The organism is Denitrificimonas caeni DSM 24390 (assembly GCF_000421765.1).
GTDB lineage: Bacteria > Pseudomonadota > Gammaproteobacteria > Pseudomonadales > Pseudomonadaceae > Denitrificimonas > Denitrificimonas caeni.
On the sequence record NZ_ATXQ01000001.1, the window covers coordinates 511,384 to 535,145 of the forward strand.

The 23,762-nt window shown below is 49.6% G+C and carries 24 protein-coding genes; 15 read left to right on the forward strand and 9 right to left on the reverse strand.

The features are described from left to right. Positions 1-27: 27 nt before the first annotated feature. Together thiI and glnA are read right to left on the reverse strand one after the other, a co-directional pair. A complete protein-coding gene (gene thiI / locus H591_RS14625) occupies positions 28-1,515 on the reverse strand; it encodes a tRNA uracil 4-sulfurtransferase ThiI (RefSeq protein WP_022965347.1) in 1,488 nt (495 codons plus the stop codon). Between the two features lie 149 nt (positions 1,516-1,664). Further along, entirely contained in the window at positions 1,665-3,071 is a 1,407-nt protein-coding gene (glnA, locus tag H591_RS0102390; protein ID WP_269746506.1) for a type I glutamate--ammonia ligase, read from the reverse strand. 393 nt (positions 3,072-3,464) lie between these two features. On the opposite strand from glnA, the gene H591_RS0102395 reads away from it, so the two are divergent. The 4 genes from H591_RS0102395 to H591_RS0102410 all read left to right on the forward strand — a co-directional run bounded on the left by H591_RS0102395 (position 3,465) and on the right by H591_RS0102410 (position 6,174). Next, the gene (locus tag H591_RS0102395) at positions 3,465-4,025 is read left to right on the forward strand and encodes a DUF4124 domain-containing protein (protein WP_022965349.1); all 561 of its coding nucleotides are present in this window, start codon (positions 3,465-3,467) and stop codon (positions 4,023-4,025) included. After that, on the forward strand, positions 4,022-4,654 hold the full coding sequence (locus tag H591_RS0102400) for a DUF4124 domain-containing protein (protein ID WP_022965350.1): 633 nt from the start codon (positions 4,022-4,024) through the stop codon (positions 4,652-4,654). The genes H591_RS0102395 and H591_RS0102400 overlap by 4 nt, the downstream gene beginning before the upstream one ends. A 101-nt stretch (positions 4,655-4,755) precedes the next feature. Further along, entirely contained in the window at positions 4,756-5,526 is a 771-nt protein-coding gene (locus H591_RS0102405; protein ID WP_022965351.1) for a methyltransferase domain-containing protein, read from the forward strand. Positions 5,527-5,550: 24 nt separating this feature from the next. After that, the gene (locus H591_RS0102410; RefSeq protein ID WP_022965352.1) at positions 5,551-6,174 is read left to right on the forward strand and encodes a DUF4136 domain-containing protein; all 624 of its coding nucleotides are present in this window, start codon (positions 5,551-5,553) and stop codon (positions 6,172-6,174) included. A 62-nt stretch (positions 6,175-6,236) separates the two neighbouring features. On the opposite strand, the gene H591_RS0102415 is transcribed toward H591_RS0102410, so the two are convergent. The 3 genes from H591_RS0102415 to H591_RS0102425 form a co-directional block, all read right to left on the reverse strand. Then, positions 6,237-7,058: a universal stress protein gene (locus H591_RS0102415; protein WP_022965353.1), complete on the reverse strand. Its 822-nt coding sequence runs from the start codon at positions 7,056-7,058 to the stop codon at positions 6,237-6,239. Between the two features lie 101 nt (positions 7,059-7,159). Next, positions 7,160-7,969 (reverse strand): universal stress protein, encoded by an 810-nt coding sequence (locus H591_RS0102420; protein ID WP_022965354.1) that lies wholly within the window; start codon positions 7,967-7,969, stop codon positions 7,160-7,162. Positions 7,970-8,039: 70 nt separating this feature from the next. Further along, positions 8,040-9,314, reverse strand: coding sequence for a bifunctional O-acetylhomoserine aminocarboxypropyltransferase/cysteine synthase (locus H591_RS0102425; protein WP_022965355.1), 1,275 nt, complete (start codon positions 9,312-9,314; stop codon positions 8,040-8,042). Positions 9,315-9,459: 145 nt separating this feature from the next. Between H591_RS0102425 and H591_RS0102430 the strand changes: the two genes are divergently transcribed. The 10 genes from H591_RS0102430 (at position 9,460) to H591_RS14630 (ending at position 18,422) form a co-directional block, all read left to right on the forward strand. Beyond that, positions 9,460-10,227, forward strand: a complete 768-nt coding sequence (locus tag H591_RS0102430) for a YdcF family protein (RefSeq protein ID WP_022965356.1) — start codon at positions 9,460-9,462, stop codon at positions 10,225-10,227. Between the two features lie 171 nt (positions 10,228-10,398). Beyond that, positions 10,399-13,017 carry a leucine--tRNA ligase gene (gene leuS, locus H591_RS0102435; RefSeq protein ID WP_022965357.1) on the forward strand — a complete coding sequence of 873 codons (2,619 nt, stop codon included), beginning with the start codon at positions 10,399-10,401 and terminating at the stop codon, positions 13,015-13,017. 65 nt (positions 13,018-13,082) lie between these two features. Continuing rightward, positions 13,083-13,685, forward strand: a complete 603-nt coding sequence (locus tag H591_RS0102440) for an LPS-assembly lipoprotein LptE (protein ID WP_022965358.1) — start codon at positions 13,083-13,085, stop codon at positions 13,683-13,685. Between the two features lie 42 nt (positions 13,686-13,727). Then, positions 13,728-14,759: a DNA polymerase III subunit delta gene (gene holA / locus H591_RS0102445; RefSeq protein WP_022965359.1), complete on the forward strand. Its 1,032-nt coding sequence runs from the start codon at positions 13,728-13,730 to the stop codon at positions 14,757-14,759. A gap of 66 nt (positions 14,760-14,825) precedes the next feature. Beyond that, positions 14,826-15,638, forward strand: coding sequence for a 16S rRNA (adenine(1518)-N(6)/adenine(1519)-N(6))-dimethyltransferase RsmA (gene rsmA / locus H591_RS0102450; protein ID WP_022965360.1), 813 nt, complete (start codon positions 14,826-14,828; stop codon positions 15,636-15,638). An 8-nt stretch (positions 15,639-15,646) separates the two neighbouring features. Further along, entirely contained in the window at positions 15,647-16,027 is a 381-nt protein-coding gene (apaG, locus tag H591_RS0102455; RefSeq protein WP_022965361.1) for a Co2+/Mg2+ efflux protein ApaG, read from the forward strand. Next, a complete protein-coding gene (locus tag H591_RS0102460) occupies positions 16,027-16,848 on the forward strand; it encodes a symmetrical bis(5'-nucleosyl)-tetraphosphatase (protein ID WP_022965362.1) in 822 nt (273 codons plus the stop codon). The genes apaG and H591_RS0102460 overlap by 1 nt, the downstream gene beginning before the upstream one ends. Before the next feature lie 24 nt (positions 16,849-16,872). After that, entirely contained in the window at positions 16,873-17,196 is a 324-nt protein-coding gene (glpE, locus tag H591_RS0102465; RefSeq protein ID WP_022965363.1) for a thiosulfate sulfurtransferase GlpE, read from the forward strand. Positions 17,197-17,354: 158 nt separating this feature from the next. Next, a complete protein-coding gene (locus H591_RS0102470) occupies positions 17,355-17,780 on the forward strand; it encodes an OsmC family protein (RefSeq protein ID WP_022965364.1) in 426 nt (141 codons plus the stop codon). Between the two features lie 120 nt (positions 17,781-17,900). Then, positions 17,901-18,422 (forward strand): hypothetical protein, encoded by a 522-nt coding sequence (locus tag H591_RS14630; RefSeq protein WP_022965365.1) that lies wholly within the window; start codon positions 17,901-17,903, stop codon positions 18,420-18,422. A gap of 295 nt (positions 18,423-18,717) precedes the next feature. Here the strand turns inward: H591_RS14630 and H591_RS0102480 are convergent, their stop codons facing one another. Both H591_RS0102480 and H591_RS14635 read right to left on the reverse strand, forming a co-directional pair. Continuing rightward, positions 18,718-19,386: a glutathione S-transferase gene (locus tag H591_RS0102480; protein WP_022965366.1), complete on the reverse strand. Its 669-nt coding sequence runs from the start codon at positions 19,384-19,386 to the stop codon at positions 18,718-18,720. Between the two features lie 189 nt (positions 19,387-19,575). Further along, the gene (locus tag H591_RS14635; protein WP_022965367.1) at positions 19,576-19,959 is read right to left on the reverse strand and encodes a rod shape-determining protein MreB; all 384 of its coding nucleotides are present in this window, start codon (positions 19,957-19,959) and stop codon (positions 19,576-19,578) included. A gap of 287 nt (positions 19,960-20,246) precedes the next feature. Here H591_RS14635 and hrpB point away from each other — a divergent pair, with 287 nt between their 5' ends. Then, entirely contained in the window at positions 20,247-22,721 is a 2,475-nt protein-coding gene (gene hrpB / locus H591_RS0102490) for an ATP-dependent helicase HrpB (protein WP_022965368.1), read from the forward strand. Between the two features lie 20 nt (positions 22,722-22,741). Here hrpB and H591_RS0102495 read toward each other — a convergent pair whose 3' ends face one another. Both H591_RS0102495 and H591_RS0102500 read right to left on the reverse strand, forming a co-directional pair. Then, positions 22,742-23,044, reverse strand: coding sequence for a hypothetical protein (locus H591_RS0102495; protein WP_022965369.1), 303 nt, complete (start codon positions 23,042-23,044; stop codon positions 22,742-22,744). A gap of 126 nt (positions 23,045-23,170) precedes the next feature. After that, a complete protein-coding gene (locus tag H591_RS0102500; RefSeq protein WP_022965370.1) occupies positions 23,171-23,731 on the reverse strand; it encodes a glutathione peroxidase in 561 nt (186 codons plus the stop codon). Positions 23,732-23,762 lie beyond the last annotated feature (31 nt).

The following is a 23,762-nucleotide window of genomic DNA, read 5'->3' on the forward strand; positions in this document are numbered from 1 at the left end:
ACAAACACACCCATAACAAGTATCTAATCATGCGTGACTGCTTGCGCGCGGCCGCTGCACAGGGTCAGGACGGTACACGCGGACATTTGCATAACCTTCATGCAACAAGTGATGAGCATGTAATTTACTCATCATACCTTGATCGCAATACAGTAGATATTGGCGATTTGGATCAAATTCTTTAAAACGGCTATTAATCGCATAAAAAGGTACAGTTAACTGCTCAATACCGTCCAAGATTAATGGCTGTTCTTCGGCTTGGTCAGGATGACGAATATCTATAACAATCTGTCCTGGCAGCGCCTGATTCAAGTGTTCCACCTGAAGATCTTTACCCAGCTCATTCAGAACCTTGTCCATAGTGACCATGGACGTGCGCTCAATTGCACGCTGCAAAATACTTGGATCTAAACGCGTCTCTTCATGCACAACACGACCCAGCTTAGCTTTCGTTTTGGGGCTTACCGAAATTACACCGCAATATTCCGGCATATTCTCAGCAAACTCAGCTGTACCAATTTCAACAGCCGTTCGAATAATATCTTGTTTATGTTCGGTAATTAGAGGACGCAAAACCAGCTTATCAGTGGCTTTATCAATCACTGCCAGATTAGTTAGTGTTTGACTGGCAACCTGTGAAATCGCTTCGCCAGTGACCAAAGTGTCCAATTGCAAATCTTCAGCGATGACATCAGCCGCCTTCAGCATCATACGTTTGAGCACAACGCCCATGTGACTATCATCGACATTTTCTAAAATATCACCGAGCACTTCTTCAAAGGGTACGCTGATAAAGAGTACTCGATGCGAGCTGCCATACTTTTTCCACAAGTAATGCGCGACTTCTTTTACGCCTAGCTCGTGAGCACGGCCACCCAAATTGAAAAAACAAAAATGAGTTAACAAACCACGACGCATCATTTGATAGGCCGCCACAGTAGAGTCAAAACCACCAGACATTAATACCAGCGCCTGCTCCACGGTACCGAGCGGATAACCACCAATGCCTTGGTGACGTTCGTATTCAATAAATAATTTATCGTGGCGAATTTCAAAGCGCACTTCAACGTCGGGGTTGCGCAAGTCAATGCCTGCAGCGCCACATTGCTGACGCAATTGACTGCCCACATAGCGCTCAACATCCATTGAAGAAAAAGGATGTTTACCTGCTCGTTTGCAGCGCACAGAAAATACACGGCCTTTTAAAAGATCCGCATAGTGTGCTTTGCAGTGCTGCACAATCTGATCAAAATCACCCAGCGGATATTCTAAGACTTGGAAAAAGTGTGAAATACCGGGCGTGCAACGTAAGCGCGCATACAGTTCTTGTAGCTGTGCAGGATCTTCAATTGCAGTGAATAACTCTAAATTATCCCACTCACCGATCACTTTCACATCAGGATCAAGATCGCGCAGTACGGTACGGATATTTTTTCCCAACTGACGCATAAACTGCCGACGCACAGGTCGACTTTTAATGGTGATTTCAGCAAAAGATTTTAGAATTAATTTCATTGTGCAAACAGGTCGCTAAGAAGGGTTACCAAAGCAACCGCAAAAATGGGCGCAAATGATAGCAGCTTTTTCTAAAAGATGCTCAAAAAACGAGCAGAGCACTGCACCCTGATCAGCGCATTACTCTACCCGTCAGATGATTTGTTGCCTTAGCAGCTGTAGTACAACTCATACTCTAGAGGATGTACAAAGGTACGCACACGCAACTCTTCCTCGGCTTTCAGAGCAATAAAGGCATCTAAAAACTCATTACTGAACACACCACCGCGCAGCAAGAAGTCACGGTCTGCATCCAGAGCTTCTAGCGCTTCTTTTAAGCTGCCACATACTTGCGGGATCTGCTTAGACTCTTCTGGAGGCAAGTCATAGAGGTTTTTATCAGCTGCATCACCTGGGTGAATGCGGTTTTGAATACCATCTAAACCCGCCATCAACAGTGCCGCAAAAGCCAAGTACGGGTTTGCCGACGGATCAGGGAAACGCGCTTCAATACGGCGCGCTTTAGGACTAGTGACGTAAGGAATACGAATCGAGGCTGAACGGTTACGCGCTGAATAGGCGAGCATGACCGGCGCTTCAAAACCTGGCACTAAGCGCTTGTATGAGTTGGTTGACGGGTTAGTAATGGCATTCAGTGCTTTACCGTGCTTAATAATACCGCCAACAAAATACAGGGCATTATCAGACAAACCGGCATAGCCTTCACCAGAGAACGTGTTTTTGCCACCCGCCGCAATCGACATATGCACGTGCATACCAGAACCATTATCACCAAACAGCGGTTTAGGCATAAAGGTTGCCGTACGGCCATAGGCATCAGCCACGTTATGCACAACGTATTTTAACGCCTGCACTTCGTCGGCTTTAGCAACTAATGTATTGAAGCGAGTACCAATTTCGTTCTGGCCAGCAGTCGCTACTTCATGGTGATGCACTTCAACAAATTGACCCATTTCTTCCAGCGCATTACACATTGCTGTACGAATTTCATGGTCATAATCATTTGGCGGAGTTGGCATATAACCGCCTTTTACGCCAACGCGATGGCCTTTATTGCCGCCCTCAATGTCCGCATCACTGTTCCAAGCCGCTTGCTCAGAATAGATTTTGAACATTGAGCCTGACATATCTGATTTAAATTTGACCTGATCAAAAATGAAAAATTCAGGCTCAGGCCCAACAAAGACGGTATCACCAATCCCCGTGGATTTTAAATACTCCTCAGCACGCGAGGCGATCGCACGTGGATCACGGTCGTAACCCTGCATGGTAGAAGGCTCAATCACGTCGCAGACTAAAATCAGCGTAGGCTCTTGAGTAAAAGGATCCATGACTGCAGTACTGTCATCAGGCAGCAAAATCATGTCTGAAGCTTCAATGCCTTTCCAGCCTGCCATAGAGGAGCCGTCAAACATCTTTCCTTGCTCGAAAAAATCATCATCAGCATCACGCGCTGGCATAGTGATATGGTGCTGTTGCCCACCAATATCAGTGAAACGCAAATCAATCCATTTTGCATTGTGTGCTTGTATCAGTTCGAGCGACTTTGACATCATGGTCTCCGGGACTTCATAAACGAGGTACCCACCCAGCAACAGGCTTCCGGGCAGTGCGCTCGCCACATTCCTGTCTCAGCAAGACAATATAGATGTCAAAACCAAGGGCGAGACGCGTAATATAAATTCAGTGCCTATTTTGACTGTTGCCTGCCGCCAACGCTAGCCCTTAATGCACACTATTGAAAAAACAACAGCATAAAAGCTCGAGAAAGCAGCAAGTCAGCGAGTAAATCATCAGATTTTGTATTCTACGCAGTTTAGTTTTTATTATGCGCTGTTAATTTTTCAACAAGTACTGATTGCGTGCGCTTTTGCACAGCTCGCCTGCGAAACACTTGCCTAACCATGCAGAGCATGTAACGCTTAATCAATCATTAGAAGGAGTCGATCATGCGCCTTATATTTGCCACAGTTTTGCTCATCGCAGCATTACCTGCTGCGGCCCAAATCTTTCAGTACACCGATGCCAAGGGTAACCGTGTTTTTACTGATCAGCCGCCTTTAGGCGTGGATGCTAGTAGCGTTGAACTAGCCCCGACCAATAGTCTGCCCCCGCCACCCAAAAACACAGCGGCTACAGATACTACAACAGACAAAGATAACGCAGAGCTTACAACACCTTATAGCGTACTTCAGCTAGTAGGCCTACCGGACGAGGAAGCTTTGCGCGCCAATAATGGCACTTTCAGCATACAAGTCGAGATCACTCCAAAGCTGGCTAAACAGCATAGTTTACAACTGCTAATTGATGGTCAGGCTTATGGCCCAGCGAGCACATCAACCAGCCTGCAAGTTGATAACTTAGAGCGCGGCGAGCATCGCCTAGCGGTACAAGTACTGGCTAATGATCAAGTCGTGCAAAGCAGTGCCGAGCAAACCATCACTGTGCAACGCGTCCACACTGGCAGCCCCGCTTTACGTCCTAAACCTACACCTCGCCCCGCACCATGAAACTGAACTATTTATTAGGCGCACTGTTCTTGTGCGCCGCACAACTGGTCTCGGCAGCGGTGTACACCTACATTGATGCCAATGGTGAGCGAGTTTTTACTGACAAACCGCCCAAAAACCAGCGTACTGAAATCATCCACATCGCTCCACCCAATCAAATAGCCCCACCGCTAGCGATGAAACCACCGCCTGTATATCAAGCCGACCCTGAGCCCTTAGCTGTGCAGTACCAGGTGCTGCGCATTTTAGTACCAGAACCTAACGCCACCCTGCGTGCTAACGACCGCCAACTGATCGTTACTGTCAGCAGTGAGCCGGCGTTGCTTGCTGGTCACCATTACCGCTTGATTTTAGATGGCGAGCCGGTCGGTGATCCAAGTCGCAGCCCAGTGTTCCCTCTAAGTGAGATTGATCGCGGCACCCACCAACTGGCCGTTGAAATTATCAATGAGAAGGGCGCAGTCCTGGAACGCACACCCTCGCAGCCTTTTCATTTACGGCAAATTACCTTAAATGATAAGCGCCGTGTACGTCCGTGCGAAAAAGATGATTACGGTGTGCGCCCAGAATGCCCACTCAAAGACAAACCAAAAGAAAAGCGCTCGCTGATTCCTTTCTTGGGGCTTTAATGAGCAACTGATTGGCAGATGCACAGTCAGCAGAAACCTTTTATTTGCTGCGCTGCAATCCTCCTTGCTACAGTGCGCGGCATTTATTAAAGAGGACGGCTATGCACGACCAACATTTTGACGATCTTGCGATTCGTTTTGCGCAGAAAATTTATGGCAGTAATAAAGGTGCCATACGTTTAGCCGTATTGCAGACTGATCTCAATGAAGTACTGCCACAACGGCCATTGCGAGTGCTCGACATCGGCGCAGGTCTTGGTCACATGGCCTTATGGCTGGCACAGCAAGGGCATCAGGTCACTTTAGTTGAGCCTGCGCTGGCAATGCTAGAAGCGGCGCAACAGCGTTTCAGCGAGGCGCAGTGCCAAGCAACCTTTGTCCATGCCGACTGGCAAAACTTTGCTGAGCAAGAACATCGCCCTTATGATTTGGTTTTATGCCATGCCGTGCTTGAATGGCTGGCTGAACCAAGCGCTATTTTAACTGCTCTACACCGCCTCACTGCTACAGACGGCTGGCTCTCTCTGGCTTTTTACAATAAAGATGGCTTGATCTTACAAAATCTGATTAAAGGCAATCTGCGTAAACTCAGCCAGCAGCGCTTCACTGGTGATGCAGGCGGTTTAACTCCGCAGCAACCGCTGGATCCTCGCGAACTGGCCGCTATCGTCGAACCTCTCTGGAAGATTCAGCAGCGCAGCGGCATTCGCGTCTTTCATGACTATATGCCACCGCAATTTCGTCAAAAAATTGCTCCAGAAGAATTGCTCAGTACCGAATTAAGCTATCGCCGCCATCCTGCATTAGCGGGCTTAGGCCGCTATCTGCATTGGCTTTGCCAGCCACGCTCGATGGCAGTAGACTGCAACTGAACCCAGTCTCTTTGGAGGCATTGCATGCTGCGTTATCTGCTACTTAGTACAGGAGCTATTCTGTTGTTTGGCTGCCAAGCCAACAATCCTTATCAAGCGCAAGGCCTGCCTTTACCCGCTGCGCCTGCAGCGGCGGCAACGCATTTTGACAAAAGCGCCTACCCCGCAGTCACTGATAAAAAAACCTATACTTACTGGTGCTGGAACGAACTCTCAACACAGTCTTTATACAGTGATGCAACACAATCTGTAGAGCGCCAAGCTTTAGCAGAGCAACTGGAACAATACGCTTTTCGACCAGCTTCCAGCAGCAATCCATGCGAGCTGACAATAACCATCAATAGCCAGTACGGTCAGCAAACTCGCCGTGATTATAGTAATTACCCATCAGCTCACTATGGCTACGGATACGGGCGAAGCCATGGTTACCATGATCGCTACCGTTACTCAGGAATCGGCATGGACTTCCCGATTATTCCACGCACATACACCGAGCATTTCCAGCAGCTAACGCTGACCTTTACAGATGCTGAGAGCGGCCAAACAATCTGGCAAACTCAAAGCCAAATCACTAGCAATCAGCATGCTCAAACTTCTGAAACAGCGCTACGCGAAGCGATAAACAAAATGCTCAAGGATTATCAGTAAGCAAAGTGCTGGGCTCTACAATCAGCAACTAAGTACTCGGATTCTTCTCGTTGTAATAATAATTAGGCAACCACAAGCACATCACAAGGCGGCTTGCGCAAGTAGTGTATTGCCAGACTGCCGAGCAACTTCTGCGCGAGCAAACTACGATTATGACGACCTAAAGCTAATAATAATGGGCTACGACGACGCGCCACCAGCTCTTTATCTAAGCTACCCGCCAACACTCCATGCACAACTTCATGCGATACCTTTGGCCCGCCTTTAGGCAGTTGTGCAACTTCATCTTCAAGCAACTGCCCGATTAAACTGCGCTGCGTCTCTAAGTACTCAGCTACACGATCAAGCTTAAGCTTAGGCCCTGGGTTAAAAATATTAACCGCATGCAAGCCTGCATCAGCGGGCAGCAAGTGATAGGCAGCATGCAAAGCTTGGCATGAAATCAGTGACGAATCTAAAGCCACCACAGCCTCACGATAAGCACGCACATCAGAATTGACTGCTAATAAAACAGGAATCGTACAATCGCGAGCAATACGTTCAAGATTACTGCCTTTAAACAACTCTGGACGCGCTTTATGGTGCTGTCCAAGCACCAGCAAACTGTAGGTTTGTTCTTGCAAGAAGCTCAACACAGCATCAGCTGCTTTACCGTGCTGAAAATACACAGACACTTGTGAGGCTAAGGCTTCAGGCACACTTGCTCGCAACTGCGGCTCAAGCTTTTTTTGTATATCAATAAAGGCCTGCCTAGATGGTGAGTCTTCAACTACATGCAAAATACTGAGCTCAGCTTGATGCTGCTCTGCTAGCTGAACGGCGCGCTGCAAAGCAACATCAGCTTCCTTGCTTAAATCGTGGGCGATAAGAATTTTACTGTACATAGAAGACCTCTTTACTGATATTAACCGAGTCAGCCGCGGGTAAATCATATTGTTATTTTAGAATTATTTTGTCTTGCACAATAGTACTGCAATACCACGCTTTACTTCACTACCAACACATCGCAAGGCGGGTGTTCTAGGAAGTATTGCGCCAAACTGCCAAGCAGTGCATCTGCCAAAATGCCGCGACCATGTTTGCCGATGGCTAAGATCTGTGGCTTTTGCTCAGCAATCACTTGAGTCAAACAATTATGCAGTTCACCTTGGCGCAATTCATGGCTGATTTTCGGGCCTATCTCGGGCAACTTTGCACGTTCATCCAGCACTAACTGATCAAACAACGAAGTTTGCCAAGTGATTTCTGAGTCGCTATCGCCACCATGCACTTCCGCCATTTCCAAAACATGTAAGGCATGAATTGTTGCTCGATGCGGCAGCAGCTTAAAGACATGATGCAATGCATGACAGGCACACAAAGAAAAATCGAGCGGCACCAAAGCGTGCTGATAATCAGTCACTATGGGTTCAACCGCTAACAGCACCGGCACTGCACTGCGCTGTAAAACACGCTCTAAGGTTGTGCCTGAAAAATACTCAGCCGATTCTTGGTGATGATCACCCATCACGAGAAAGTCGACACTGTGCGCTTGCTGCGCTGCAACAATCGTCTGCGCAGGACGCCCCACTTTAATCAAAATCTGTGCGTTTTCAGCATGACAGTCTTCCAACTGCTGAGTGAGCAAAGCATCTGCGGCCAGCATCTGCTTTTCTAAAACAGCCATTGGCAAATGATTTTCTAAAACGTAGAGGACACTCAAGCGCGCTTGGTGCTGCTTGGCCAACTGCACGCCTCGTTGCAGGGCGAGTGCAGCTTCTGCACTAAGGTCGTGGGCAACCATAATATGTTGCATAAATGTGCATTCCTTTTAAAGACCAAAAAACAGTACGCCAACGGCACATTCGTTGGCGTACTGGGAGCCGTTAACGAGCAGCGTCGAGCGCTTGAGTTAAGTCAGCCAAAATATCATCAATGTGCTCAATACCAATCGATAGACGAATCAAATCTAAGCTCACTCCAGCCTTAGCCATTTCATCTTCAGTCAGTTGGCGGTGCGTCGTGGTCGCAGGGTGGCACGCCAATGATTTTGCATCACCAATATTGACTAATCGGTAGAGCAATTGCAGCGCATCAATAAACTTAGCGCCAGCCGCTTGGCCACCTTTAATGCCAAAGCACAAAATTGATGACGGTTTACCGCCCATGTATTTTTGCGCTAAAGCGTGATCTGGGTGACTCGGCAAACCCGCGTACTGCACCCACTCAACTTGTTCATGCGCATCTAAAAACTCAGCGACCTTTTGTGCATTCTCACAATGACGCTCCATACGCAAAGACAATGTTTCCATGCCTTGCATAATTAAAAACGCATTAAAAGGTGATAGCGCTGCGCCCATGTTACGTAACGGCACGACGCGGCAGCGGCCAATAAAGGCGGCAGGGCCAAAGGCTTCGGTATACACCACGCCGTGATACGACACATCAGGCGTGTTTAATAATGGAAAACGTTCTTTATGCTCAGCCCATGGGAATTTACCTGAATCAACAATCGCGCCAGCGATGGTGGTGCCGTGACCGCCCATGTACTTAGTCAGCGCATGCACAACAATGTCTGCACCATAATCAAATGGACGACACAATACTGGCGTTGCCACAGTGTTATCGACAATCAACGGCACGCCATGGCGGTGTGCGGCATCGGCCAGCGCTTGAATATCAACGATATTGCCGGCTGGGTTACCAATACTTTCACAAAATACCGCTTTGGTTTTGCTATCAATTAGCTTTTCCAATGCAGCAATGTCATCGTGTGGAGCAAAACGTACTTCGAGGCCTTGGCGCGGCAAGGTATGGGCAAACAGGTTGTAAGTCCCGCCATACAACTTCGCCACTGAAACAATGTTATCGCCCGCTTCAGCAATGGTTTGAATGGTCGCGGTAATGGCGGCCATGCCAGATGCCATAGCCAGCGCCGCAACACCGCCCTCTAAAGCAGCCACACGCTTCTCTAAAATATCGTTGGTTGGGTTAGTGATACGGGTATAGATATTACCTGGCACTTTCAAATCAAATAAGTCAGCACCGTGCTGAGTATCGTCAAAAGTGTAAGAAGTGGTTTGATAAATAGGTACAGCAGCTGATTTAGTGGTCGGATCAGATTTGTAACCGACGTGGATCGCAATCGTTTCTGGTTTCATTACTCTTACTCAATACGGGTTAAAAACGTTGGTGCAAAGCATGCCCAGCCAACCGAGCAGGGTCAAGCACAACACCGCTAGATGTCTTCTAAAACAAGATCTGTGCACAATACCTATTCTTACCACAATAACTTAGAGCGCGGACATGACTTGGCGTTACATTATCAAACAGTTGGCCTTTCCGCCCAGCAGCTTACTATTGTTGCTAGTTTTGAGCTTTGTTCTACGCAAACGCTGGCCAAAAACTGCCACAGCAAGCTTTCTTATCGCGATTAGCGGACTTTATTTAATGAGTCTACCGATTACCGCTGAGTATGCCGCGCGTACTCTGGAAACGGAAGCAGCCCTAACCATAGAGCAATGGCCAACCTTGCAACAACATGCCGACGTGATTGTCGTGCTTGGTGGTGGCCGTGAGGTCAATGATCCTGCGTGGCAAGGCGATCAACCTTCCTTAATGGCCATGCAACGTCTACGTTACGCCGCACGTTTAGCCAAAGCCTCAAAATTACCTGTACTGATCAGTGGCGGCTTACACTTTGGCCAACCACCCAGCGAAGCTCAACTGATGGCCGATAGCTTGCAGCAAGACTTTGGCGTACGCGCAGACTGGCTTGAAGGTGAAAGCCGCACCACTTGGGAAAATGCCGAACTCAGTGCCAAGATCCTGCAAGCGCAAGGCATTAATCGCGTAGTACTGGTTACTAATGCTTGGCACATGCCGCGCTCGCGCTGGAGTTTTGAGCAGTTTGATTTTGAGGTTGTCAGCGCACCGGTTGGCTTTTTAAGCGTCGCCAACGGCCGCCCATTAAACGGCTGGTTGCCCGAAAGCAAAGCGATGTGGCAAAACACCACACTACTTAATGAAGCCATTGGCGCAACACTTTATCCTTTATTTTATAGCACACCCTAGTACAACAAGTAGAAGCGCTCAGGTTGCAGACTGCAAGTATCAGCTGTTCATACAAATTTAGATGGCGTTTCCCTCCTTGCGCTCGCCTCATGTATGCTAGGCAGATATTTTTCATTGATGGGCTGCGGCGCATCATTCTTCTGACTTTCTTGACGATAAACACATAAAATCATGCACGAACAGTATCAACCTCGCGACATTGAAGCCGCCGCTCAGCGCCATTGGGCCGAGCAAAAATCCTTTGAAGTGACCGAACAAGCCGGTAAAGAAACCTATTACTGCTTATCGATGTTCCCTTACCCCAGCGGTCGCCTGCATATGGGTCACGTGCGCAACTACACCATTGGTGATGTGATTGCCCGTTACCAGCGCATGCTGGGTAAGAATGTGCTGCAGCCGATGGGTTGGGATGCGTTCGGCATGCCTGCAGAGAACGCAGCGATTCAGCATAAGGTTGCGCCAGCGGCGTGGACCTACGAGAACATGGCCTATATGAAGGCGCAGTTCACTCAGCTGGGCCTGGCGATTGATTGGTCGCGCGAGATTACCACCTGCAAGCCTGACTACTACCGTTGGGAGCAGTGGCTGTTCACGCAACTGTACAAGAAAGGCATCATTTATAAGAAAGTCGGCACAGTCAACTGGGATCCAGTCGATCAAACCGTACTGGCTAATGAGCAAGTGATTGATGGTCGCGGCTGGCGTTCAGATGCGCTGGTAGAAAAGCGCGAAATCCCGATGTACTACTTCAAAATCACCGCTTACGCCGATGAGTTGCTCACTAGCCTAGATGATATGCACGGCTGGCCTGAGCAAGTTAAAACCATGCAGCGTAACTGGATCGGTAAAAGCTTCGGTGCCGATATTCTGTTTGATTACGATGTTGATTCAGTCGGTATCGATGGCCAACTCAAGGTTTACACCACGCGTCCCGACACTTTAATGGGTGCAACCTATGTTGCCGTGGCAGCCGAGCACCCGTTGGCACAACGTGCCGCAACGAACAACGCCGAACTGACTGCCTTTATTGCTGAGTGCAAAGGCGGCTCTGTGGCTGAAGCCGATATGGCGACCATGGAGAAAAAAGGTCTGCCCACTGGCCAGTTTGTCATTCATCCATTAACTGGTGACAAACTACCGGTGTATGTCGCCAACTATGTCCTCTGGGGCTATGGTGAAGGCGCAGTGATGGCGGTGCCTGCCCACGATGAGCGCGACTTTGCTTTTGCTAACAAGTACCAACTGCCGATTCAGCAAGTGTTTGCCTCAAGCAATCCTGACAACAGCTTTGATGCGCAGACCTGGAATGACTGGTACGCCGACAAAGCTCACGTCAGCGCAGTGAACAGCGGCAAATACAACGGTTTAAACGTGCAAGATGCTTTTGATGGCATCGTTGCTGACCTTGAAGCCCAGCAGCACGGCGAGCGCAAAACTCAGTTCCGCTTACGCGACTGGGGCATCAGCCGTCAGCGCTATTGGGGTTGCCCAATCCCAATTATTCACTGCCCAAGCTGTGGCGATGTCGCGGTACCTGAAGATCAGCTGCCTGTGGTGTTACCGGAAAACGTCATCCCTGATGGTTCAGGTAATCCCCTGAACAAAATGCCCGAGTTCTATCAGTGCAAATGCCCATCTTGTGGCGCGGATGCCCGTCGTGAAACCGACACCATGGACACCTTTGTTGAGTCGTCTTGGTACTACGCACGCTATGCCTCACCGCATTATGAAGGCGGCTTAGTCGAAAAAGGCGCAGCAGATCATTGGTTACCGGTTGATCAATACATCGGTGGTATTGAGCACGCAATTCTGCACTTACTCTATGCGCGCTTCTTCCATAAGCTGATGCGTGATGAAGGTTTGGTCAACAGTAACGAACCTTTCACTAAGCTGCTGACCCAAGGCATGGTGATTGCCGAAACCTATTACCGTATGCGCCCTAACGGTGGTCGTGAGTGGTTTAACCCTGATCAAGTCACGGTTGAACACGACAGCAAAGGCAAAGCGCTGTCAGCAACTTTGATCAGTGATGGTCAGCCCGTAGTGATTGGCGGCATTGAGAAAATGTCCAAATCAAAAAACAACGGTGTTGATCCACAAGTGATGATCGACGAGTACGGTGCCGATACCTGCCGTTTGTTTATGATGTTTGCTTCGCCACCGGACATGAGTCTGGAATGGTCAGATTCTGGTATTGAAGGCGCGAGCCGCTTTATGAAGCGCGTTTGGCGCTTAGCCTATAAGCACGTTAATGCAGGCGAGCATGATGGTTTAGATATTGCCTCTTTAACCGATGAGCAGAAAGAAATTCGTCGCGCGATCCATGCCGTAATTAAACATGCCAGCAATGATGTCGGCCAACACCAGAAATTCAACACCGCTATCGCGCAAGTGATGACCTTGATGAATGTTTTGGAAAAAGCACCTGTTGAAACTGCGCAAGACCGCGCCTTACTGCATGAAGGCTTAGAAACCGTCGTGTTGTTGTTAGCGCCGATCACGCCGCACATTTGTCATGAGTTATGGCAGCAATTAGGCCACAGCACGCCAGTGATTGATGCAACTTGGCCACACTTTGATGAGACTGCATTGGTGCAAGATACGCTAAGCATCGTGATTCAAGTCAATGGTAAATTGCGTGGCCATATTGATGTGCCTGCCACTGCTAGTCGTGAAGAAATTGAAACAGCGGCACGAGCCAATGAAAATGTCTTGCGCTATGTTGGCGACTTAACCATTCGAAAAGTGATTGTTGTTCCCAATAAGTTGGTTAATATTGTTGCCAACTGATTGAGTTATGCTTTTTACTCACCCCTGTCTAACCTCACAACGAGGTTAGACACAGAGGACATACCATGCTGAAACGTTCTATTACTGTACTGGGTCTGGCTTTTTTAATGACCGCTTGCGGCTTCCACTTACGCGGCACCGGTACCACACAAATGGCCCTCAACGAGCTGAACTTCACTGCCCGTGATGCACTTAGTCCTCTGGGTAAGATGGTCAAAGAAAGTCTGGTCAATAATAAAGTACAGGTTTCTAGTAGCGCTCCTTTTACGCTCTACGTCGGCCCTGAAGAAACCACACAACGTACCGCTAGTTTCACCGCTGGCACGCGCAGCGCTGAGTACACCCTGACCACTGCAGTCAGCTATGAGCTACGCTCTGGCAAGCTTCCGACGCTGTTGCAAGACCGCATTGAAGTACAGCGTACCTATGCGCATAACCAGAACAACGTCACCGGCTCAGGCCAAGAAGAGGCCTTGTTGCGCGAAGAAATGCGCCGTGACTTAGTCATGCAGCTGATGATGCGTTTGCAAGCCGTCACGCCAACTCAGCTCGAAGCCTTAAAAGAACAAGCACAGCGCAAAGCACAAGCGGAAGCCGATGCGCGTGAAGCAGCGATTCGTGCGCAGCAGTTCGATGAGCCACAACAATCACCGATCTCTTTGCCTTAATGATAATGGGCCTTGCCTAGCTAAGGCCCATATCTTGCTCTCATGCGCATTTATCCTGAAAAACTCCCCGCTCAACTGAAGCAGGCTTTACAGCCTATTTATGTCGTCAGTAGCGATGATCCATTATTGGCCCAAGAAGCCAGCGATGCGATCCGTAGTGCCTGCCGTCAAGCCGATTATTCAGAGCGGCAAGTGTTTCATGTCGAACGTGGTTTCGATTGGAATATCATTCGCGAGGCCAATGCGAGTCTGTCCTTGTTCGCAGAAAAGCGCTTATTAGAATTACGCATTAACTCAGGCAAGCCAGGCGACCAAGGCAGCGCCGTGCTCTTGGAATATTTAGCCCGCCCTGCTGAAGACACAGTGCTGATTATTAATGTGCCTCGCCTCGACAGCAGCACCTTAAAAACCAAATGGGTTAAAGCGCTAATGGACAGCCCGTTATGCGCTTTTATTCAGCTGCCGACTATCAGTATTGAGCAACTGCCGCAGTGGATTAACCAGCGTCTTGCTCAGCAAGGCCTTAGCGCTGATCCTGACGCGATTGATTTAATCGTCGCACGCACTGAAGGCAATTTACTGGCAGCCGTACAAGAAATCGAAAAGCTCAAACTAATCAGCAGCAGCACTCACCTTGACTTAGACAGCATCCAAGCCAGCATTGCCGATAGCGCCCGTTACGATGTGTTTGGCTTAGTCGATGCTGCGCTCAGCGGTGATGCCGAGCGCAGCTTGCGTGTGTTAGCTGGCTTGCGCAGCGAAGGTGTAGAAATCCCTATTATTCTTTGGGCCGTTGCTCGCGATATACGGCAACTGGCGACCCTCGCGCAGCAGGTCAGCGCAGGTGTGCCAATGGATCGTGCGCTATCGAAAATATGGCCAGCGCCGCGCAAACCTTTATTCAGCAAAGCACTCAAACGTCTCAGCGGTCAGCAATGGCAGCTACTCCTCAAAGAGGCGCAGTTGATTGACGAGCAGAGCAAAGGCCAAGCCATCGGCAGCCCATGGCTGGGTATGACCTCACTTATCGCTCGCATGGCAGGCGTTCGCTTACCCACTCTCCCGAGTCTGTAGTGGATAGCAGGCGAAGCTTGAGCACTTTTTTGCTAAACTAATCAGCTTGTTTATCGGAGCAGCCGAATGTCGGACATCTATCAACACCGTGCGCGCAAGCGTTTTGGTCAAAACTTCTTACACGACTCAGGCGTGATTGACCGTATTATTCGTGCTATCTCTCCTAAAGCAGGCGAGCGCCTCTTAGAAATCGGCCCAGGCCAAGGTGCTTTAACTGACAGTTTAGTCAATAGCGCTGCCCAGCTTGACGTGATCGAAATTGATCGTGATTTAGTCCAGATACTCACTGAGAGATTTGCGCTGAATACTAACTTCACTCTGCATGAAGGCGATGCGCTGAAGTTTGACTTCGCCCGTCTCAATGCCGAGCCAAGCAGTCTGCGTGTGGTCGGCAATCTGCCCTACAATATTTCTACGCCACTGATTTTCCATCTATTAAACAATGCTCATTTAGTGCGCGATATGCACTTTATGCTGCAAAAAGAAGTGGTCGAGCGTATGGCTGCTAAGCCAGGCGGTGGTGATTGGGGCCGCTTATCCATCATGGTGCAATACCATTGCCGTGTTGAGCATTTATTTAACGTGGGGCCTGGCTCGTTTAGTCCGCCACCTAAAGTGGACTCAGCGATTGTGCGCTTAACGCCTTATGCGCAGTTACCGCATCCAGCCAAAGATGCGCGTGCACTGGATCGTGTCGTGCGCGAAGCTTTTAATCAGCGTCGTAAAACGCTACGTAACACCTTAAAAAACATCTTATCTGCCGAAGCCATTGAAGCCGCTGGCGTGGATGGCAGCTTACGTCCTGAGCAACTGGATATTGCCGCATTTGTTCGCTTAGCTGACCAACTGTCTGCGCAGCAAGCTGCAGAATTATATTGAGAAACACTATGAATGATTTGTGCAATACCATTGATGTCAGCGTCACTACACGTTATTTAGCTGAACATTCCAACCCTAAAGACGACCGCTATGTGTTCGCCTATGACATCACCATCCGTAACAACGGTGAGCACTCAGCACAGCTGTTGAGTCGCCACTGGATCATTACCGACGGTGATGGCAAGACCCAAGAAGTGCGAGGTTCTGGTGTGGTTGGCGAACAGCCGGTGATTGATGCTGACGATGAATACAGCTACAGCAGCGGTACTTTGATGGCTACAGCTGTTGGCAGTATGCAAGGCAGCTTCACCATGCGTGCTGAAGATGGCGAAGAGTTTGAAGCATCCATCGCGCCCTTCAGCTTAGCCGTACCAGGAGTTTTACATTAATGGCGACCTACGCTGTTGGCGATGTGCAAGGCTGTTTAGAGCCGCTTAAGTGTCTGCTTGATCGGGTCAAGTTTGATCCCAGCCAAGACAAACTATGGCTGGTGGGCGATTTGGTTAATCGCGGCCCACAGTCATTAGAGACATTGCGTTTTCTCTATGCCATGCGCGACTCTGTCGTCAGCGTATTGGGTAACCATGATTTACATTTATTGGCGATTGCCAATCACACCGCACGTCTAAAAAAGAAAGACACCTTACGTGAGGTGCTGAATGCGCCAGACTGTGCTGACTTGCTGTTCTGGCTGCGTCAGTTGCCGCTGATGCACCATGATGCCGAGCGCAAGATCAGCATGGTTCACGCCGGCATTCCACCGCAGTGGAGCATTCAAGACGCGCTCGCTCGCGCCGAAGAAATGCACCGTGTACTGCGCGATGACAGTTTATTTCTGCCCTATTTAGATGGCATGTACGGCGATCACCCCACCGTTTGGAATGACCAACTGCATGGTATCGAGCGCTTACGCGTGATCACCAACTACTTCACTCGCATGCGTTTTTGCAGTGCAGATGGTGAACTTGATCTGGATACTAAAGAAGGCATCAACTCTGCGCCCAAAGGTTTTGCACCTTGGTTCAGCCATCCACAACGCTTAACCCGCAATGACACGATTTTATTCGGTCATTGGGCTGCACTTGAAGGTCGTTGTCCGGTGCCCAATACGATCGCACTGGATACCGGCTGCGTTTGGGGTGGAAAAATGTCGCTGTATAACGTCGACACTCAACACTTTGAACGCTGCGACTGCCCTTCTGCCAAATAATCACTGCCAATGTATGAGGTTGTAATGGACGCTTTTAAACGAATCAGTGTGAAACAAGCCCAACAACTCTGTGCCGAGGGTGCAGTGATGGTTGATATTCGCGACCCAGAAAGCTTTGCCAGCGGACATCCTAGCGGCGCTATTCATCTGGACAATCAATCCTTAGCCGAGTTTATCGCCCAAGCCGATCTTGATGTACCAACCATTGTCATCTGCTACCACGGCCACTCCAGCCAAAGCGCAGCTGCTTACTTGCACAGCCAAGACTTTAGCGATCTGTACAGCATGGATGGCGGTTTTGAAGAGTGGCGGCATGTGTTGCCGGAGTTGGTTGAGCGCGAGGGCTAAGTAGCTTCTCGCCTTTACTCTGACGCAGTACCTCGCAACACACTCATCACGGCAAACCTCTCAACTGAACCTAACTCAGTTTCGCATTGTCCCAATAAGGCAGGAAAGCTGACCAACTGGTCGACTTTTTATTTGGACACTTGCACAGAGGATAGATCATGAATAAGACTGCATCAGCCCATTGGGCCGGCAACCTTAAACAGGGTAAAGGCACGATCTCAACCGAAAGCGGCGCTCTGAAAGACAATCCCTACGGTTTTAATACACGCTTTGAAAACCAACCCGGCACCAACCCCGAAGAACTCATCGGCGCAGCCCATGCTGGTTGCTTTTCGATGGCTTTTGCCATGCTACTGGGCGAAGAAAACTTCACCCCAGACAGTATCGACACGCAAGCAACTGTCACGCTAGAAAAGCAAAGTGATGGCTTTGCCGTTACGGCTGTGCACCTTGAGATGCAAGCGCGCATCCCTGGTATTGAGCAAAGCAAATTTGATGAAATTGTCGGCAAGGCTAAAACCGGCTGTCCGATATCTAAGCTACTTAATGCAAAAATCACCTTGGATGCCACCCTCAAAAGCTAAAACACAGTGGGTGTCTTAGACGGCACCCTTGATCAAGTAAGCTCTTAGATCATGACTGAGTTCGCTCGTTAGCATAGCTGTTGTCATGATGTCGTTTATCAATTGTGTGAGGTGTAGAAAATGTCTGAGCATGATGTGTTACTGGGAGAAAACTTCCCACACAAAGTTAGCGCGGAATATAACAGCAAACAAGCGGCTGACCGGGCTGTACAGCTACTGGTAGATAAGACAAGTTTACCGCGTAACCAAATCCTTGTCGTGCAACCGCACGACCCCAACATGGCGCTTAAAATTGAGCCTGAAGTAAAAGGTATTGCTAGAACATTCGCTAAATCCCATGTTGTTCTTGGTGTAGGAGGTCTCGTCTTCGGCCTATTGCTCGCAGCAGTTTTAGTTGTCATTGGCCCTGCTCTGACCAGCTCAAGTCCAATGTTCACATTTATCGCATCGGGATTTCTGTTCACTTTTTTAGGTTTACTACTCGCTGGTTTCATCTCCATGCGACCCGATCATGACCCCTTGATCGGAAAAACTCGATCCGCGACCGATGCAGGCCAATGGACAGTTATCGTCCACTGCGCCGATCATGAGCAACAAAGCCAAGTTAAAGATACCCTTGATTACTCCGCGCAAACCTTGTGAAAAATCGTTAACTGAACAAAGAAACGAGCCCCAGTGTAATAGCTTCCAAAATATCGCTATTAGAACAACCGAGTTGGAAACAATATCCGTCAATCTAGGCTAGTTCTGATACAACATCAGCGATGACATCAAGCTGATCACAAGTAAGCATTCTGCACTTAGTTAACAGGGATTTGTGTTTATTCTGCAACCGTAAAGCGCTGCAGAATTCACCCATCAACGTGATCGTGAGGCGAGCTTTAGACCGGTAAAGCTTAGCTCTCAAGCCCTAATAATCGGCGCGCAATAACCTACCTCAGGCATAGTCATACTCGCCGCCTTTTTCTAACGCTCGCTGATAAGCAGGACGTGCCTGATAGCGCTTAACGTAATTTGCGATGTTGGGCCGATTGCGACCGACGATGCCACGCGCTAAAGCGGCTTCCAATGGGAAGCTCATCTGGAAGTCAGCAGCACTAATTTCATCACCCAAAAACCACTGATTTTTACCAAGATGGGCTTCGATAAAATCGAGATGGTTATTCAACTGTGGATCAATGAATTGCTTACCGGTTTTATCGGCAATACCTTTAGCGATCGGCTTTGCAAAAAACGGCATAGGACTGGTTTTAATTTTTTCAAATACCAAGCGCAGCAGTAAAAACGGCATCAGCGAACCTTCGGCATAGTGCAGCCAATAGTTGTAATCAATCCACTGCTGGCTTCCAGGTGCCGGCAGCGCGGACTTATCACCATAGGTGTGCGCAAGGTAGTCAATGATCACACCAGATTCAGCAACGGTCAGAGCGCCGTCAGTAATCACCGGCGATTTACCCAGCGGATGCACATTACGCAGAGTTTCTGGCGCCAGCATAGTTTTCGGATCTCGCTGATAGCGCTTGATTTCATAAGGCTGCGCCAATTCTTCGAGCATCCATAGAATTCGTTGCGAACGCGAGTTATTCAGGTGATGAACAGTAATCATTGAGTTCTCCAAGTAGATCATAAGTAAGCGTAGTTTGGTTTGCTGCGGCAATGACAAAATACTCTCTATTTTCCATACGCGTGCTCTAAGTTCATCTGTGCTAATCACTCGCCACCGACGGCCAAGCTAAACCACCTAGCAGCTGCCAAGTTTAACCAAAGAGCACTCATGCTCGCTCACTGTTTAGCACTAAACGCCGTGAATTAACTTGATCGCCTGACTGTCCGTTAACTCAGGCCCTGTATGCACAACAACCTTTAAAGCACCTGCTCCGAGCGCCAGCTCTCTAAAAATGCGATCCTCTATTTGTGACAGTCCGCCTTCAACTTTCTCCATAGGGTGGATAACAACCTTCGGCTTCTTGGCAAAAATGCCCTGCCCGAGAACGTGTTTTAGCAATTGCGTTAATGCCCGCTCAGCCTCGCTAAACGACCCCACCAATAATCTTTGCGTGGTGAAAGGCTCCTGAGAAACAATCGACTGCCAATGGCCATCCGCTGTCAGCTTTTTCGCTTCAAATGTATTTTCTTTGATCTTGATGTACAGATCGACACTAAAAAGCTTACTCATCATTGCTGGATACTCGTAATTGCATAAGATCTAAACTCAGTTGTATTGCATAGTAGCAGCTGCGCGTTACCTGTTCTGAGCAGGCTGTCTCCCTATAATAAAACGGCACTGCCAACGAGTTCATCGCACTCAAGAGCAGCACAGAGTTGCACTCTAGCGTACAGAACTTACTGATAGTCACCTGCAAAAAAATTGCATATCAAGCGGCATGGCAACTTGTGCAGCAAGCTCTTGGACTCTGCGGTGCGATCAGGTTCTAATACACCCTCTTTTATTGACCGACGCCAACCATGCTCCCCATCGATGCAATTCTTCCAGAACTCAAAAAAGCTCTTGAACAGCACAGCACAGCGCTGCTACAAGCGCCGCCCGGTGCAGGTAAAACCACCCGCGTACCCTTGGCGTTACTCGATGCTCCTTGGCGTGCCGGCAAGAAAATTCTGATGCTGGAGCCTCGGCGGTTGGCAGCGCGTTCGGCGGCACGCTATATGGCGCAGCAACTCGGCGAGAAAGCCGGGCAAACCATCGGTTATCGCACCAAACTGGACAGCCAGATTTCTGCCAGCACACAAATTGAAGTAGTCACTGAAGGTATTTTGACCCGCATGATTCAAAGTGATCCGATGCTGGAGGATTACGCTGCGGTGCTGTTTGACGAGTTTCATGAACGCTCCTTGCATGCCGATTTAGGTTTGGCGTTGGTCCGTGAATCGCAACAAGCCCTCAGAGACGACCTGCGCATCCTGGTGATGTCAGCCACTTTAGATACCGCCCCCATTGCTCGCGTGCTCGGTGATGTGCCGGTGATCAGCAGCGCCGGCCGGGCTTTTCCAGTGGAGGTGATCTATCGCCCAGTGCAGCTGAGAAACCGGCAGCAGACCGATGCGGTGGTTGCCGTGATTCATGAGGCGTTGGCTGAGCAAAGCGGTTCACTATTGGTCTTTCTGCCCGGCGCGGCGGAGATTCGTCGTGTGGAAAAGCAGTTACGCGGACAGGTTGCCGATGATGTGCTGCTCACACCTTTATACGGCAACCTCAAGGCTGACGAGCAAGATCGCGCGATTTCACCCACCACTGAGGGCACGCGTAAAGTGGTGTTGGCCACGGCGATTGCCGAAACTAGCTTGACCATTCAAGGCGTGCGCGTAGTGATTGATAGCGGCCAGCAACGGCGCGCGGTGTTTAATCCCAATAGCGGCATGACGCGACTGGTGACCACGCGAGTCTCCAAAGCTTCGGCCGAACAACGCAAAGGCCGCGCCGGACGTATTGAGCCGGGCGTCTGCTATCGACTCTGGAGCGCGGAAGAACAAGCCACGCTGGCGGAATTCACCCCACCAGAAATCCAAGAGGCCGATTTAGTCGCACTGGTGCTGGAATTAGCCCAATGGGGCGCACGCGATCCAGCGCAGGTGGCTTGGATTGATCCACCGCCAACTGCGCATTGGAATCAGGCGTGCGAGCTACTGCAACTGCTCGGCATGCTCGATAGTGCCGGCGCGATTACTGAACATGGCAAAGCGGCGCGTGATTTAGGCATTCATCCACGTTTAGCCAATATGGTGTTGCAAGGGCGCACACTGGGGCTTGGCGCGACGGCCGCTGAACTGGCCGCCCTGCTGGATGAGCGCGATCTGCTCGGAGCTAATTCGGGCGCCGACCTGCACGAGCGTTTGCGCGTGTTACATGGCGAATACCGACCTGAACGCTTAGACACTGCGCGCTTAAACAGCATCCGTCAGGTGGCTAAACGATTGATGCAAAAAAGTGATGTACCCGCCCAACTCGCCAGCGCCAGCGCAACCGGCCGACTGTTAGCGCTGGCCTACCCCGATCGCATTGCTCAGCGCCGCGCGGAGCAGTCCGCCCGTTATCAACTGAGCAACGGTAAAGGCGCGACCTTACGCGCTGATGACAGCTTGCTACGCCACGTTTGGTTAGTCGCCGCCGATCTGGATGGCAAAACTCGTGAAACCACGATTTATCTGGCGGCACCGGTGGATATTGCTGATATCGAGCACGACTTAACGCATTTAATTAGCACCAGCGAAGAAGCTCTGTGGGATGACAAGCGCGGTACCGTAGTGGCCCGACGCGTACGCAAATTGGGTGAACTGGTGCTGGAGGAAAAAGAACTCGCTAAACCTGATCCTGCGCTAATCCAGCAAGGCTTGCTCAATGCCGTGCGCAACAAGGGTCTGGTGAGTCTGTCTTGGACAGATGCAGCGACGCAGTGGTGTGCGCGGGTCAAGTTGCTGGCTAAAATTTTTCCTGATGATTGGCCGAATGTCAGCGAAACGGCTTTGCTCGATACATTAGAAGCGTGGCTGCTGCCTTTTTTAACCGGCATGCAACGTTGGTCTGATCTAAAAAAACTCAACCTGACTGAAGCTCTTAATAGCTTGCTGACGTATCCACAGCAGCAACAACTCAACAGCTTAGCGCCAACCACCTTGACCATTCCCACTGGTCAAAATGTGCGCTTGGATTACAGCGCAGAAAACGGTCCAGTCCTCGCCGCCAAGCTGCAGGCGCTGTTTGGCTGGCTCGACACACCTAAAGTGGTCGACGGTAAAGTCTCAGTGCTGATTCACCTGCTCTCACCGGCACAAAGGCCACTGGCGGTGACGGCTGATTTGGGCAACTTCTGGCGCAATGTCTATCCAGAAGTGCGTAAAGATGTACGCGGTCGTTATCCGAAACATCCCTGGCCGGAAGATCCGTTGAGCGCGCAGGCGCAGCAAGGTGTTAAGAAGAAACCATAGCAGTGGTTCTTGCACCTGCTTTAGTCGAGCTTACTTTTGCCGCGAATCACCGAGAGCAGAACACCGACAAGAAATAAAAACAGTAACGCAGCGAAGCTCAGCGTGATGCCATGACGACCATTGAGTGTGTTGATTAACTCTGCATGGCGATGCTCCTGCAACTCATAGCTAATCCTGTAGCCTTTATACACAGTGCCGATCACCTCACCAGTGACAGGCTGCATATCGGAGTTGCGTGATGATTCCCATGCAAAGCTGCCTGCACAGACCAACAAAAACAGAATAAATATCCTCGTTATGGCGCTGCGCATCGATGCTTTCATACACCCTCAAACTGATTTAATTGTCCAATACTGACCCAACTAGCAGCCCAAGATTGCACTTCTACTAGGATGCGATCTTGGGCGGACAAACATCAATACTGCCGCGAAAGGCTAGCAATAAGTTAATCAGTTTGACTGCTGTAAAACTGATTCAATCGCCTGTGTGACGGACTTATTCTCGGGGTTAACAGTACTGCCGAAAGACTTCACTACTTCACCCTTAGCATTGAGTAAATACTTATTGAAGTTCCAGCGCGGGGCCTTGGCCTGCTGGTTAATGTGGGCAAACACCGGTGTTGCATCAGCGCCGGTCACTGGACCTGGAGCAATCATGGTAAAGGTCACGCCAAAATTTTTGAAGCAAATCGTCGCGGCTTCTTCTTCAGTTTTTGCTTCCTGATTAAAGTCATCACTGGCAAAACCAACCACCACCAAGCCCTGCTTGGCATAACGCTCGTGCAAGGCTTCCAGTCCTTTAAACTGTCCGGTAAAACCGCAGTGGCTGGCAGTATTCACCACCAACATTGGCTTGCCCGCCGCCAAGTCGCACAAATTAACCGTGTCTTTGGAATGCAGCTTGGGTAAATCGTGATCAAGAAATGCTGGGCAGGTCACGGCTTCATCTGCGAACGCGGACGTAGAACCTAGCGCAAGCATGAACGCCGCACTGAGCAATAATCTCAACATAGCCTGTCTCCTGATATTTTCATTGTTCGAA